At 61.7% G+C, this 13,507-nt stretch carries 9 protein-coding genes and 1 pseudogene; 5 read left to right on the top strand and 5 right to left on the bottom strand.

What is annotated here, in order from left to right:
* Positions 1–244 precede the first annotated feature (244 nt).
* From C2U40_RS09365 to C2U40_RS09355, 3 genes are all read left to right on the top strand, one after another.
* A complete protein-coding gene (locus C2U40_RS09365; protein ID WP_103827480.1) occupies positions 245–1,183 on the top strand; it encodes a chromate resistance protein ChrB domain-containing protein in 939 nt (312 codons plus the stop codon).
* A 107-nt stretch (positions 1,184–1,290) separates the two neighbouring features.
* The gene (locus tag C2U40_RS09360; protein WP_146054366.1) at positions 1,291–2,529 is read left to right on the top strand and encodes a chromate transporter; all 1,239 of its coding nucleotides are present in this window, start codon (positions 1,291–1,293) and stop codon (positions 2,527–2,529) included.
* A 174-nt stretch (positions 2,530–2,703) separates the two neighbouring features.
* The gene (locus tag C2U40_RS09355) at positions 2,704–5,664 is read left to right on the top strand and encodes a Tn3 family transposase (RefSeq protein ID WP_103243983.1); all 2,961 of its coding nucleotides are present in this window, start codon (positions 2,704–2,706) and stop codon (positions 5,662–5,664) included.
* A gap of 8 nt (positions 5,665–5,672) precedes the next feature.
* Here C2U40_RS09355 and C2U40_RS09350 read toward each other — a convergent pair whose 3' ends face one another.
* From C2U40_RS09350 to C2U40_RS09340, 3 genes and pseudogenes are all read right to left on the bottom strand, one after another.
* Positions 5,673–6,245, bottom strand: a complete 573-nt coding sequence (locus C2U40_RS09350; RefSeq protein WP_103243984.1) for a hypothetical protein — start codon at positions 6,243–6,245, stop codon at positions 5,673–5,675.
* Positions 6,246–6,509: 264 nt separating this feature from the next.
* A pseudogene (locus C2U40_RS09345) lies at positions 6,510–7,808 on the bottom strand (putative selenate reductase subunit YgfK); the annotation flags it as partial.
* Positions 7,809–8,228: 420 nt separating this feature from the next.
* Positions 8,229–8,744, bottom strand: a complete 516-nt coding sequence (locus tag C2U40_RS09340; protein ID WP_233768833.1) for an NTP transferase domain-containing protein — start codon at positions 8,742–8,744, stop codon at positions 8,229–8,231.
* Positions 8,745–8,862: 118 nt separating this feature from the next.
* Between C2U40_RS09340 and yqeC the strand changes: the two genes are divergently transcribed.
* The gene (gene yqeC, locus C2U40_RS09335; protein ID WP_103827482.1) at positions 8,863–9,711 is read left to right on the top strand and encodes a selenium cofactor biosynthesis protein YqeC; all 849 of its coding nucleotides are present in this window, start codon (positions 8,863–8,865) and stop codon (positions 9,709–9,711) included.
* 19 nt (positions 9,712–9,730) lie between these two features.
* The gene (gene yqeB / locus C2U40_RS09330; protein WP_103827483.1) at positions 9,731–11,323 is read left to right on the top strand and encodes a selenium-dependent molybdenum cofactor biosynthesis protein YqeB; all 1,593 of its coding nucleotides are present in this window, start codon (positions 9,731–9,733) and stop codon (positions 11,321–11,323) included.
* Between the two features lie 68 nt (positions 11,324–11,391).
* On the opposite strand, the gene C2U40_RS09325 is transcribed toward yqeB, so the two are convergent.
* Both C2U40_RS09325 and arcC read right to left on the bottom strand, forming a co-directional pair.
* On the bottom strand, positions 11,392–12,315 hold the full coding sequence (locus tag C2U40_RS09325; RefSeq protein WP_103827484.1) for a DMT family transporter: 924 nt from the start codon (positions 12,313–12,315) through the stop codon (positions 11,392–11,394).
* 179 nt (positions 12,316–12,494) lie between these two features.
* Positions 12,495–13,427 carry a carbamate kinase gene (arcC, locus tag C2U40_RS09320; RefSeq protein WP_103827485.1) on the bottom strand — a complete coding sequence of 311 codons (933 nt, stop codon included), beginning with the start codon at positions 13,425–13,427 and terminating at the stop codon, positions 12,495–12,497.
* Positions 13,428–13,507 lie beyond the last annotated feature (80 nt).

The following is a 13,507-nucleotide window of genomic DNA, read 5'->3' as shown; positions in this document are numbered from 1 at the left end:
AAATGGCGGGCGTCAGGACCGGCCGATCGAGCGCAGGGCGGTATCACCTTCGCCAGCAACCGGACATTTTGACCTGAGCCGGGTGCGCTGTGCAAAGCGGCACTCCCGAGATTGAAAACTTTCCCATTTTGGAACAATGGGTTGGGCATGTTTTTGCGAAAAATCGTAATCCTGGCAACCCTCGTATCAGCCATCGTCATAAAGTTTGTAGAGTATAAGTCTTTATTGATTTATACTCTACGTCATGCAACTAATTGCCTTAATTCTCTCCCTACCCACCGAGAATGCCACTGTCCGCCAGCGTGCCTGGCGGGCACTCAAAGCGGCCGGCGCCACCGTGCTACGTGACGGCGTGTACTTGATGCCGCACTGCCAAGCCTGCCATTCGACGCTGGCGGCAGTGGCTGCCGAGGTGGTCTCCGGTGGAGGTTCGGCATATGTATTGAATGCCGAAGCCGCCGATGACACGGACTACGCTCGGCTGTTTGACCGTAGCCAGGATTACGCCGCCTTGTTACCCGAGATCACACAGAGGCGAAGCGAGCTGGACTCCGCTAACGTGCAGGAGACGCTCAAGCAGACGCGCAAGCTGCGCAAGTCCTTTGCAGCTCTGGTCGCGATCGATTTCTTTCCCGACGAGCCACAGCGACAGGTCGATTGCGCACTACGCGAGCTTGAACTCGCCTGTGCCCGAACCCTGTCGCCGGATGAACCGCAGTCGGCTGAAGGAGAGATCGGCCGACTGCGGTGTGAGGACTACCAAGGGCGCATCTGGGCGACGCGGCAGCGGCCGTGGGTGGATCGCCTAGCTAGCGCCTGGCTGATCCGGCGCTTCATCGACCGCCGCGCCTACTTCCAATGGCTGGCCAGCCCTGGAGACTGCCCATCGGACGCCATCGGCTTCGATTTCGATGGGGCGGCATTCAGCCATATCGGCAACCGCGTCACCTTCGAGGTGCTGGCCGAAAGCTTTGGACTGGATCAACCTGCCATCCGGCGGATCGGCCAGTTGGTGCATTACCTCGATGTCGGGGGTGTGCAGCCGCCAGAGGCCGCCGGCATCGAAAGCGTGCTGGCCGGGATGCGCGAAAGCCTTGCCCAGGACGACGCACTGCTGGACGCGGCCTCGACCGTGTTCGACGGTTTGATGGCCAGCTTTGGCAACGGAACCGCCACGACCTGAATGTACTGATCGCCAAGACGTCGGAGCTCAAATATTGTGCGCCTGACTGCCGAGGAGGACATCCAGCGTATTCGACCTACTTATACTGAACTGCAAGGAGAACACCTTTGAACGTCCCGAATGATGCATCGTACCGCCCGAACGAGGCGCCAGATGCCGCGATTGAAGCCGTTCCTCCAGCCATGAGCTACTTCCAGCTTTTCGTGCGATTCCTCAAGTTCGGCCTGCTCGCTTGGGGCGGTCCTGTGGCTCAGATCGCTATGCTGCGCCGCGAACTCGTGGATGAGGAACGCTGGATCTCGAGCAAACGCTTCAACAAACTGCTTGCGGTGATGCAGGTGCTGCCCGGTCCTGAAGCGCACGAGATCTGCGTTCATCTGGGTATCCGAGCAAAGGGGCGGCTGGGCGGCTTGCTGGCGGGACTTGGGTTCATGCTCCCGGGATTCTTGCTGATGTTTGCGCTGTCCTGGCTGTACTTCGAGATCGACATTGTCGGCACTTCGCTGGGTGCCGCATTCCTTGGTGTACAAGCGGCCGTAATCGCGCTGATCGTGCGCGCCGTGCACCGCATCGGAGAGCACATCCTACTTAGTCGCTGGCTGTGGGTCATTGCCATCGTTTGCGCGCTGGCAGCCAGTGGCGGGGTCGACTTTTGGATCACCCTGCCGGCGAGTGGCCTTGTGTACGCTTTGCTCGTGTTGAATCGTCGGGCGTTTGCGCTTCTGGTGACACTTGGGGCGATGGCGTTGGCTACGGCCGTTGCTATGTCGGCCGCGCCCACCGCGAAGCTTGTGGAAACGGTCATTCAAGGCCAAGCCTCCGTGCTCCTCATTTTCGTGGCTGGACTAAAAGCCGGCTTACTCACATTCGGCGGCGCCTATACCGCGATTCCGTTCGTTCGCAACGACGCTGTCGGGCGCGGGTGGATGACGGATGGGCAGTTCCTGGATGGGCTGGCGCTTTCCGGTGTATTACCGGCGCCGCTCATCATCTTCGCAACGTTCGTCGGCTATGTGGCGGGCGGTCCGGTTGGAGCGATGGCCATGACGGTCGGTGTCTTTCTGCCGGCCTTTGCGTTCTCGCTGATCTTCTATGACCGGCTGGAGGCGGTTGTGGAGAACAAGCAGCTGCACGCCTTTTTGGATGGTGTCGCGGCCGGGGTCGTCGGCCTGATTGGCGCCACCACCGTCGACCTGGCGCATGTCACCGCCGAGCGTGTGCCGTCGTTGACGGCGGGTATATCGATCTTCGCCGCGGCCTTGGCATTCCTTTATGCTTGGAAGAACAAACTCAACGTAGTCGTCGTGATCCTCGCGGCTGGACTGGTCGGGTGGCTGGTGTTCTAGGGGGAATGCCTGAGTCTGCTGGAGCTGACCTTCGTCGTGCCGTTCTGGTTTTGTCTTGGCATAGCACAAAGAAGCTTCTTAGTTAGAAAGTAAGAAAAGTACGTTCCTTAATTACTTTTTCGCTTCGTCCCATTACTGGCTTTATCCCGGCTTATCCTCGAAGGGTCCGATCGAATGCCGCGCCGCTCACTCCTCTCTGATACCGAACGCGACAGCCTGCTGGTGTTGCCAGAAAGTCAGGATGACCTAATCCAGCAATACAGTTTCACGGATGCCGACCTGGCGTTGATCCGGCAGCGCCGGGGCGCCGCCAATCGCCTCGGCTTCGCGGTTCAGATGTGCTTGCTGCGCTACCCTGGCCAGGCGCTGGCCAGCGACACTAGGCTGCCAGATCCGGTGATCCATTGGATTGCCAAGCAGGTGCGCAGCGACGCCGGCGCCTGGCCGGAATATGGCGAGCGCGAAAAAACGCGCAACGAGCACCTGCATGAGTTACGCGCCTACCTGGGGCTGTCCGTGTTCGGCTTGCCGGATTTCCGCAAGCTGGTGCACTGCCTGGCCGACCTCGCCATGCAGACCGACAAGGCAATGATCCTCGCCGCGCATTCCCTCGAAACACTGCGCCAGAAGCGCATCATCCTGCCGACGCTGACCGTCATCGAACGGGCCTGCGCCGAGGCTGTGACGAGGGCGAACCGGCGAATTTATCGCACGCTGATTGAGCCGTTGGAACGTCACCACAGGCGCTCCCTGGACAACCTGCTCAATGTGGCGCCCGACATGAGCATTACCTGGCTGGTATGGCTGCGCCAGTCGCCGCTCAAACCCAATTCCCGCTACATGCGCGAACACATCGAACGGCTCAAGGTGTTCCAGTCGCTGGCCCTGCCGGAAGGGCTTGGCCACCAGATCCACCAGAACCGGCTGCTGAAGATGGCCCGCGAGGGCGCGCAGATGACGCCGCGCGACCTGACCAAGTTCGAGGACGAGCGGCGCTATGCCACGCTGGCGGCGCTGGCCATCGAGGGCATGGCCACCGTGACGGACGAACTGGTCGATCTACATGACCGCATTATGATCAAGCTGTTCAGCGCAGCCAAGAACAAGCATCAGCAGGACTTCCAGAAGCAGGGCAAGGCCATAAACGACAAGGTGCGCCTGTACAGCCGAATCGGGCGCGCGCTGGTCGAGGCCAAGGAATCCGGCAGGGACCCGTATGCCGCGATCGAGGCCGTGCTGCCGTGGACAGACTTCACTCAAAGCGTGACCGAGGCGGCAGAACTGGCCCAGCCCGAAACGTTCGACCACCTGCACCTGGTGGGCGAGCAGTACAGCACCCTGCGGCGCTATTCGCCCGAGTTTCTGGACGTGCTTCGGCTTAAAGCTGCGCCGGCGGCGCAAGCGGTTCTGGACGCGATCGACGTCCTGCGCGAGATGAACATGACCGGGACGCGCAAGGTGCCGGACGACGCGCCGATCGCATTCGTGAAGGCGCGGTGGAAGCCGCTGGTCATCACCGACGAAGGTCTTGACCGCCGTTTCTACGAGATTTGCGTCTTGTCGGAGCTGAAGAATTCGCTGCGGTCGGGGGACATCTGGGTGCAGGGTTCGCGCCAGTTCCGCGACTTCGAGGAATACCTGCTACCCACGGAAAAGTTCGGGGCGATGAAATCAGCGCGCGAGCTGCCGATCGCGGTCAACCAGGACTGCGACCAGTACCTGCACGACCGCTTGCTCTTGCTCGAACAGCAGCTGGTCACCGTCAACCGGCTCGCGCTGACGAACGAACTGCCCGATGCGATCATTACTGAGACAGGACTGAGGATCAGCCCACAGGACGCGGTGGTGCCGGACGAGGCCCAGGCGCTGATTGACTTCGCCAGCGGCATGCTTCCTCGGATCAAGATCACCGAACTGCTGATGGACGTGGACGACTGGACCGGTTTCACGCGCCACTTTGTCCATCTCAAGAGCGGGGAGCAGGCCAAGGACCGGACGTTCCTCATGTCCGCGATCCTGGCCGACGCCATCAACCTCGGCCTGACCAAGATGGCGGAATCGAGTCCCGGCGCCACTTACGCGAAACTGTCCTGGTTGCAGGCCTGGCACATCCGGGACGAAACCTATTCGGCCGGCCTGGCTGAACTGATCAACGCCCAGTTCAAGCACACCTTCGCTGCGCACTGGGGCGACGGCACAACGTCGTCGTCGGACGGCCAGCGCTTCCGCGCGGGCGGCCGGGCCGAGAGCACGGGCCACATCAACCCCAAGTACGGCGCCGAGCCCGGCAAGCTGTTCTACACCCATATTTCCGACCAGTACGCGCCGTTCAGCACCAAGGTGGTCAACGTCGGCGTGCGCGACTCGACCTATGTGCTCGACGGCCTGCTGTACCACGAATCGGACCTTCGCATCGAGGAGCACTACACCGACACCGCCGGCTTCACCGACCACGTGTTCGCGCTGATGCACCTGCTGGGTTTCCGCTTCGCGCCGCGCATCCGCGATCTGGGCGACACCAAGCTGTACGTGCCGGGCAAGGTGGGCGATCACCCGGCCTTGCGCTCGATGATCGGCGGCAGCTTGAACATCAAGCACCTGCGCGCACACTGGGACGACGTGCTGCGATTGGCCGCCTCGATCAAGCACGGCACCGTCACCGCGTCGCTCATGCTGCGCAAGCTAGGCAGCTACCCGCGCCAGAACGGCCTGGCGATCGCGCTGCGCGAGCTGGGGCGGATCGAGCGCACGCTGTTTATCCTGGACTGGCTTCAGAACGTCGAGCTGCGCCGGCGCGTGCACGCCGGATTGAACAAGGGGGAGGCGCGCAATGCGCTGGCCAGGGCGGTATTCATCCACCGGCTGGGCGAGATCCGCGACAGGTCGTTCGAGCTGCAGCGGTACCGCGCCAGCGGCCTCAATTTGGTGACGGCCGCAATCGTACTGTGGAATACGGTCTACCTGGAGCGGGCGACGCAGGCCTTGCGTGAGAAAGGCAAGTTGCCCGACGACGGCATGCTGCAATTTTTGTCGCCGCTGGGCTGGGAGCACATCAACCTGACCGGGGACTATGTGTGGCGCCAGCAGCGTATAGCCGAAGGCGGGTTCAGGGAGCTGCGTAAGCCCCAAGAGTAGGAAATAATCTAGAAGAGGGAGGATTCAGTTCGCGGCTGCGTGAATCGATTCCCACGACCCTCACGCAAGATTCTTAGCTTCTCTAAATAAACCAAGCCCTGCCAGCCTGGTGTGGCCAGATTGAGCCCTGGGTATTGCCGGCGGCAGTTTTCCAGGGCAAGCGACTGAGCATTGCGTTCTTCGTCACGCAGCGCATCCGACGCGCCTCTGATAATTCGGGCAGCTTCCTCGCGCTCGCGCTGTTCTTCTTGTCTAGCGCGTAAATCCAGGGCTCGGGCATGTTCCAGTTGAAGCCGCTGCGCTTCAAGCATTGCAATGAAGCGGTCAGTATTATCGATTAGCACCTGACGCTCGGCGTCGGTAAGAAGCTGGCCAGCGCTTGATCCATAAAGGGGCACCGCCCCGGTGTCATCGGAGCCGTATAGGAGCTTGAAGCACTCGGAGCCGAGAACGGTGAAGCGCCCGTTCTCCCGCACGATGTGGATGCGTTTGTACACGCTGTGGCCACAGCCGTCGCGCTGACAAATTATCCGATCTTCTTTGTCTACCTCGACTACTGCCATCAGCTGCGCGTTCGACATCTTTTATCTTTCCAAGCAAAGACCGCCCCCGGTCATAAATGACGACTATACAGCATGGACTCAGGGCGTTTGCAAGTCGGCCGCGCGGAATGGTTTGCGGGCGATATGGTCGGCCAAATCGCCTTAGCGCCCGATTTTTTCCGTTTTCCCTATTCGCCCCAAATAGCTTTCGCCATTTTCTTTCATCCATTGAAAAAACAATGAATTGGTTACAAGAACTCGCGAAGCTTAGCGTACGATTTTTTCCGAATTCTCTATCGTCCCCATGGTGAGCGCCTTGGCGGCAAGGGCCTCCAGCTTGGTCACATCCACATGAGCCATGGCCCAGCTATCAGAAGCGTCGATCTCGTTGAGGCACTCGATCTGGCGCAGATAGCCACCCGGTTTCAGCAGATCGGTGGCCATGGTGATGGGACGAATACCGGTCTCGAAGATCTCGGCGATGTTGAACTTGCTGGCACCGCCCGAGTAGGAGATGGGCAGCTTGCCATCGAAGGCGCGAGACAGCACGGCAGCCACGTTGATGGAGAGCGGGAACAGCGCCCGGCCGGACATGTACATCTCATCGCCGGGCAGTGCCCCCTTGCGGTTGATGGTGCCGAGGGTGTTGGTGAGTTTCACCCCGAAGGTGAGCCCCTTCTCGGCCCCCAGCGCCATCAGACGGGTCAGCATCGCTTTGGCCTGATCCAGCTTGAGGTCGTGATCGAACGACGCTTCGCTCAGACCAATGTAATCAAAGCCGCAGGTATCGAGGATCTCGCGCACCCGCGGGTAGCCCAGCAGGGTCGGGTTCAGTTTGACGAAGGTGTTGAGCCCCTTCTCTTCCAGCATGTAGCGGCAGATGGCCTCAATCTCGTTCGGCGGGCAGCCGTGCATGGTAGAGAGGGTAACGCCGTGCACCAGATTGGCCGGGATACGATCCACCAGCTGTTGCAGGCGAGCGCGGCGCGCCCCCAGCCCCAGCTCGGCGATAAACTGCTCGTCGGCCACCAGCTCACGCACCACCTGCTGGTACTCGGCAAATTTCGGATTGCTGCCGGCATTCATCAGGCTGTGGATGAACTGCTGCATCGGCGGCTGTTTGATGCCATCGAGGTTGTACCCCACGCTCATGTTGAAGATGAAGGACTTGGCCTCTCCCTCAAGGCGCGGGTCAAACACCTCCTCCAGCAGGTAGAGGGCAAACCAGGCCTTCAGGTACTCGTCGAACGCCTTGGGCAGGGTGAACTCGGTGGACCACTCGGTGTTGAAGCACTCGTCTTCGGCATCGATGCAGGGCTTTTCCAGTTCGAGACGGTCCAGGATCTGCACCGTCTTGAGTTCGATAAAGCGCCCGCCGGTCAGCCAGGAGGTGACGATGTTCTGGGCCAGCTGGGTATGGGGGCCGGCTGCCGGGCCGATGGGGGTCTCGCAGGTTTCACCGAACACCTTGATCTTGCGCTCGTCCTGCTTGCGATAGAATTGCGCGGCGGGAATGCCGAAGATGGATTGACTCGCTTTATATTCCGAGAAGATACGGACCAGAAGGTTCTTGAAGGGAACGGGTCGCATAATATCGCCCATGTTGATCTCCTTGCAGCGGCACTGCTCATTGACAGGGTGAATAAATGGGGCCCATCCATAACCACGCATAAAAAGCCCCTTGAAACTGACAAGAGCAACAATCAGGCCAGCGCCGGATCTTTTTATTTTTCAGCCATAAAAACGTGAGGCACCTCCAATTAATAAAACATCGAAAGCCGATACCAGTTTCGACAATGAGAGTGGCTATCAACACCGAATTTAAATAATGGAAACACCGTCCTCGTTGCTGAAAATGATCTCACTTTGGCGCGGCGCGCTATCAGTTTGATAAAGAGCGCGGCCAGCGCCATTATCAGGCCGGTCAGGATGATAACGGCCGCTGTCGGCCCCTGATAACGGGTTAGACAAGGGGATAAATATGCAAAGCAAGGCCGGGCAAGCCCCTGCCAGACGACCAGTTCAGCGCTCGAATGCGCCCCTTGCCAGCAGCGCCTGATAGCGCTCCGGGGTGTCCACATCCTGCAGGATGGCGTCGCTCTGCACCTCGATGAAACGATGGGGGTGCGCCAGCAGCCAGCGGCGCACCGAAGCCTGTACCGGCGCTGCCACCAGCGCCATGGCAAGGGCTCTGGGCAACAGCACGGGGTGGCCCGCCTCCCCCTGATAGGAGGGAAAGAGGGTCTCGTCCTCCCGCGCCTGCCAGAGCGTGCGGAATACCTCGGGGGGGATGCAGGGCAGATCGCCGTGGCTCACGAAGAGGTGATCGCTGCTACAGGTGGCGAGCCCCGCACGGATGGAGCTGCCGAGTCCCTGTGCATAATCATGGTTGTATACCAGCTGGATACGGGGGTGATTGGCGTAGCGGCTGATCAGCTCATCGGCGCGATGCCCCACCACCAGAATGACCCGGTCACACAGCACCAGGGCATTTTTGAGACTCTCATCAAGAATCGTGCTCTGGCGATACGGTAGCATCAATTTCCACGCGCCCATTCGTGATGAGAGCCCGGCCGCCGTAATTAGGCAGTCGCACCGCTCGCGCGAATGCCAGTGCTTCTCACTGACCGCGCCTCTATTTTCATCGGTCGTCTCCATGGCTATTTCATTACCCATTCTGCTCACCTCGCCAAATATCGAGAGTGTATTAAACCCACTCACCGAAAATATTGATGGGCGTACCACTTTAATTAGTCTTTGCGGCGCCGGGGGCAAAACCAGCACCCTCTTCTGGCTGGCCGACTATTTCCATCAACAGGGCAAGAAGGTGCTGCTCACCACCAGCACCCGGATGTTTCTGCCCGCCCCCTCCCCTCGGCGCACCCTGCTGATCGAGGCCGACCCCATCCGGCAGCTGACCCGCTGTCAGGCGCTGCCCGATGAACCGATGCAGCTGGTGCTGTTCAGCCACCTCGATCGGGCCAGCGGCAAGGCGGTGGGGCCGAGCCCCCAGCAGATCGATCTGCTCAAGGGGCAGCAACGCTTCGACATCATCCTGGTGGAGGCGGACGGCGCCCATCACAAGTTATTGAAAGCGCCCGCTTTGCACGAACCTTGCATTCCTCAGCACAGTGATTGGGTGATCGCCCTGGTGGGCGGCGCCATGGTGGGCGCCAGCGCCGACCCGGCGCAGATCCATCGCTGGACCGAGTTCCAGGCCCTGTGCGGGATTGCGGCCGGTGAACGGCTCGACTGGGCCCTGTTTGATCGGCTCATCGCCCACCCCGAGGGGGCGTTCAAGGGCACCCCGTCCGGGGCGCGCCGAGTCTGGTTTATCAATGGCGATTATCAAAATGAGCAGCAGTGGCTGCCCGCCCTGATAAACCTGCTGCTACGCCACCCCGAGCTCCACGCCATCTGGCAGGGGGCCGTGCGTGAACCCGGCGCCATTCACCATGTTTGCTGTCGGCCTGCCCCCGAAGCCGCGCAGTCGCTGACCCGTTAAGGATGATACGAGGTACCTTATGAATCTGTTTGCACACGCTGCCCGACTGGAGCAGGAGAACACCCCCTTTGCCATGGCCCAGATCATCGAGAGTCGCGGCTCCACCCCGCGTCATCAGGCCCAGATGCTGGTGATGGCTGATGGCCGGATCCTCGGTACCATCGGCGGCGGCATGATAGAGCGGCTGGTGATCGAAGAAGCCGTGGCCGCCATTGCCGAGCGCAAGCCGCGCATCTTCCACGGCCGGATGGCCCGCAACGGTGAGCATGCAGTGGGCTCGGATTGCGGCGGTGCCATGTCGGTCTATATCGACGTCTACGGCCTGCGCCCCCGCCTGGTATTGATCGGCGCCGGCCACGTCAACCGGGCACTGGCCCATGCTGCGGCACCGCTCGGCTTTGATATCCATGTAGGGGATTGCTTCGAGGGGAGCCTCAGCCCAGATCGCTTCCCGGCCGGTACCCATCTGCAGCAGGCCGACACCATCAGCGCGGTGATCGAGCAGCTTGCCATCGAGCCCGCCAACTTCGTCATCATCGCCACCAACCACCAGGACAAGGAGGCGCTGGATCGGCTGATCAGCCGTCCCCTCGCCTACCTGGGGCTGCTCGCCAGCAAGCGCAAGGTGCAGACCTTCACCCAGGCCCTGCGCCAGCAAGGGGTGAGTCAAGAGCAACTGCAGCGGCTGCACGCCCCCATCGGTTACAACATCGGAGCCGAGACCCCCGAGGAGATCGCCATCAGCATCCTCGCCGAGCTGCTTCAAGTGAAAAACGGTAAAGCGGGTGGCCTGATGCAGGATGACGTGCGCCTCAAGCGGGATCAGCTGGTGGTGATGCGCGGCTCCGGCGATATCGCCACCGGGGTGGCGCTGCGCCTCTACCATGCCGGCTTCAAGGTGGTGATGCTGGATCTCGACAAACCCACAGTGATCCGCCGCACCGTCGCCTTCGCCCAGGGGATGTTCGACGGTGAAACCAGTGTCGAAGGGGTACGTGCCAAGCGGGTGGAGAGCGTCGAGCAGGCGTTCGAGCAGCTGGATCTGGGCATCATACCGCTGCTGGTTGACCCCGAGGGCGCGACCCTCGCCGAGCTCAAGCCCCGCTATCTGGTGGATGCCATCCTCGCCAAGCAGAATCTCGGCACCCACAGGGAGCTGGCCCCCATCACGGTGGCCCTCGGCCCGGGGTTTGAGGCGGGTCGCGACTGCGATGCTGTGATCGAGACCAACCGTGGCCACCATCTGGGCCGGGTCATCTATCAGGGCCCTGCCCAGCCCAATACCGGCATTCCCGGGGTGATCGAGGGACACTCCGCCCGCCGGGTGGTGCGCGCCCCCGTCGCCGGCGTGATGAAGAGCCTGATCAGGCTCGGCGATCTGGTGCAGGAGGGGGATGTGATCGCCCACGTGGGGGACGCCCCCATCATAGCGCCGCTCTCCGGTATGGTGCGGGGGCTGCTCAGCGATGGCATCGAGGTGACCATCGGCTTCAAGATCGGTGATATCGACCCCAGGGGCGAGCGGGCCGACCCCACTACCGTCTCTGACAAGGCGCGAGCGATCGGTGGCGCCGTGCTGGAGGCCATGATGCATCTGGCCCAGCGCAGATAAGCCAGCACAGAAGCAAAAAGGGCCCGCCATGATGGCGGGCCCTTTTTATCTCTTTGCCGGCAATCGGCTTAGCCCTGCTTGACCCGGGTCTCCCCCGCCACCGACACCACGGAACGCTTCCCCTTGCGGCTGATGACGATGAGCGCCAGCACGATCAGGGCTATGCCGCTCCCCTCCACCGGCCCCGGGTTTTCGCCGAGCAGCCACCAGGAGAGCAGCACGCCGCTCACCGGCACCGCCAGGGTGCTGAGCCCGGCGATCCCCGCCGGCAGCTTTTTCAGCACGAACAACCAGAGGCTCCAGGCCAGCGCCGTGGCGAAAATGGCGCTGTAGGCGAGCGCACCGAACACATAGGGCTGCCAGTCGATGGGTCGCTCCGGCACCAGAGCCGCCACCAGCGCCATCACCAGGGTGGCGTAGATCATCTGCCAGGTGGTGAGGGACATCAGATCCACCCCGGGGTGGCGGGCATACATCCGCTTGGCGATGATGGCGCTGATCCCCCAGCAGATGCCGGAGGCAATGCCCAGCAGCGCGCTCTTCATGGAATCCAGGTGCAACTGCCAGGGCTCGATCACCAGCAGCAGGCCGCAAGCGGCCACCCCGACCGCCAGATAGTGCAGCTTGCGCATCCGCTCACCGAGAAAGAGCGCCGCGAAGATCACCACCCAGAACGGCATGGTGTAACTCAGAATGGCCACCTTGCCCGCCCCGCCGCTGATGAGCGCCCACTGGGCCAGCCCCACCATGCCGCAGGTCTGGAACAGGGCGATGGCGAGGGTGTAGCGAAACGGGGTGGGTTTGAGATAACGGCGGCCGCGCAGGCACTGCACCAGCAGCAACACCAGGGATCCGCACAGGCAGCGCAGGGCGGTGAACTCGAACGCCCCCGCGTAGAGCATCACCTGCTTCATCACGATCCAGCTGTAACTCCAGATGGCGGTGAGCAGGACCAATCCCCCCAGCGCCGCCATGTTCAACTTGCTATTCATTGTGCTGCCTTGTTGCTGCGGTCGGTGTGTCCGCCATTCGGGGCGCCATCTTACTCCTCTGCCGTCCCCCTGCCCACCGTGGATAAGAGCTGGCCGGCCCATGCTTTCCCTCTGCCAATCCCTGGCACCAGTCAACAGAAAGGGGGCCGACGGCCCCCAGGTTACAAGCTTGCTCGACCCTACTGGCTGATCAGGGTGCCGGTCTTGCCGGCAATGCCGTCGGCGGCCTTCTCCAGCAGGGTGATCAGGGATTTGCGCCCCGCCATGGAGGTGGCGAACGAGAGCGCCGCCTCCACCTTGGGCAACATGGAGCCCTTGGCAAACTGCCCCTGGGCGATAAAGCTGTTGGCATCGGCCACGCTCAGGGTGTCGAGCCACTGCACATCGGGCTTGCCGAAGTTGATGGCCACTTTCTCCACCGCGGTGAGGATGATCAGCATGTCGGCATCGATGAGCTCCGCCAGCCTGGCACTGGCCCAATCCTTGTCGATCACCGCGCTGGCACCGCGCAGGTGGTTGCCCTCCCGCAGCACCGGAATGCCACCACCACCGACGGTGATCACCACCTGACCGGCGGCCAGCATGGCAGAGACGGTCTCTTTCTCGATGATGTCGATGGGTTTGGGGGATGCGACCACCCGGCGATAACCGCGGCCGGCATCCTCCTTGAGCCACTCGCCCTTGGCCATCAGCGCCTCGGCCTCCTCCTTGCTGAAGAAGCCGCCGATGGGCTTGCTGGGATCGAGGAAGGCGGGATCGTTTTTATCCACCTCCACCTGGGTCACCAGGGTGGCGACCGGCTTGTGAATACCGCGCACCAGCAGGGCCTCGCGCAGGGCGTTTTGCAGGTCATAGCCGATGTAGCCCTGACTCAGGGCCACGCAAACCGACATGGGCAGGTGGGGCGCCTTGGGATCGTGGCGGGCCGCCACCTCGAACGCCTGCTGGATCATCCCCACCTGCGGCCCGTTGCCGTGGGTCACCACCACTTCGTGCCCCTGGGCGATCAGGTCGGCAATGGTGCCCGCCGTGCTCTGCACCGCCTTCATCTGCTCGGGCAGGTTGTTGCCCAGCGCATTGCCACCAAGGGCCAGTACGATTCGCTGTTTCATCTTGTTATCTCCAGTGATGGGACAAGCCGGCGCAATACCGGCCCACCTTTCGTTGTTCACATAAGCTTGCGGGTCAGTCT

This window comes from Aeromonas sp. ASNIH4, assembly GCF_002934425.1.
In the GTDB taxonomy this organism is placed as follows: Bacteria; Pseudomonadota; Gammaproteobacteria; order Enterobacterales; family Aeromonadaceae; genus Aeromonas; species Aeromonas hydrophila.
This window is presented reverse-complemented; position numbering and strand designations above follow the sequence as displayed.

What these genes read in the sequence shown, in the direction of transcription:
- C2U40_RS09355 (WP_103243983.1), top strand. Translation starts at nt 2,704, where the DNA reads ATGCCGCGCCGCTCACTCCTCTCTGATACCGAACGCGACAGCCTGCTG.
- C2U40_RS09325 (WP_103827484.1), bottom strand. Translation starts at nt 12,315, where the DNA reads ATGAATAGCAAGTTGAACATGGCGGCGCTGGGGGGATTGGTCCTGCTC.
- C2U40_RS09365 (WP_103827480.1), top strand. Translation starts at nt 245, where the DNA reads ATGCAACTAATTGCCTTAATTCTCTCCCTACCCACCGAGAATGCCACT.
- C2U40_RS09350 (WP_103243984.1), bottom strand. Translation starts at nt 6,245, where the DNA reads ATGTCGAACGCGCAGCTGATGGCAGTAGTCGAGGTAGACAAAGAAGAT.
- C2U40_RS09340 (WP_233768833.1), bottom strand. Translation starts at nt 8,744, where the DNA reads ATGCTACCGTATCGCCAGAGCACGATTCTTGATGAGAGTCTCAAAAAT.
- yqeC (WP_103827482.1), top strand. Translation starts at nt 8,863, where the DNA reads ATGGCTATTTCATTACCCATTCTGCTCACCTCGCCAAATATCGAGAGT.
- arcC (WP_103827485.1), bottom strand. Translation starts at nt 13,427, where the DNA reads ATGAAACAGCGAATCGTACTGGCCCTTGGTGGCAATGCGCTGGGCAAC.
- yqeB (WP_103827483.1), top strand. Translation starts at nt 9,731, where the DNA reads ATGAATCTGTTTGCACACGCTGCCCGACTGGAGCAGGAGAACACCCCC.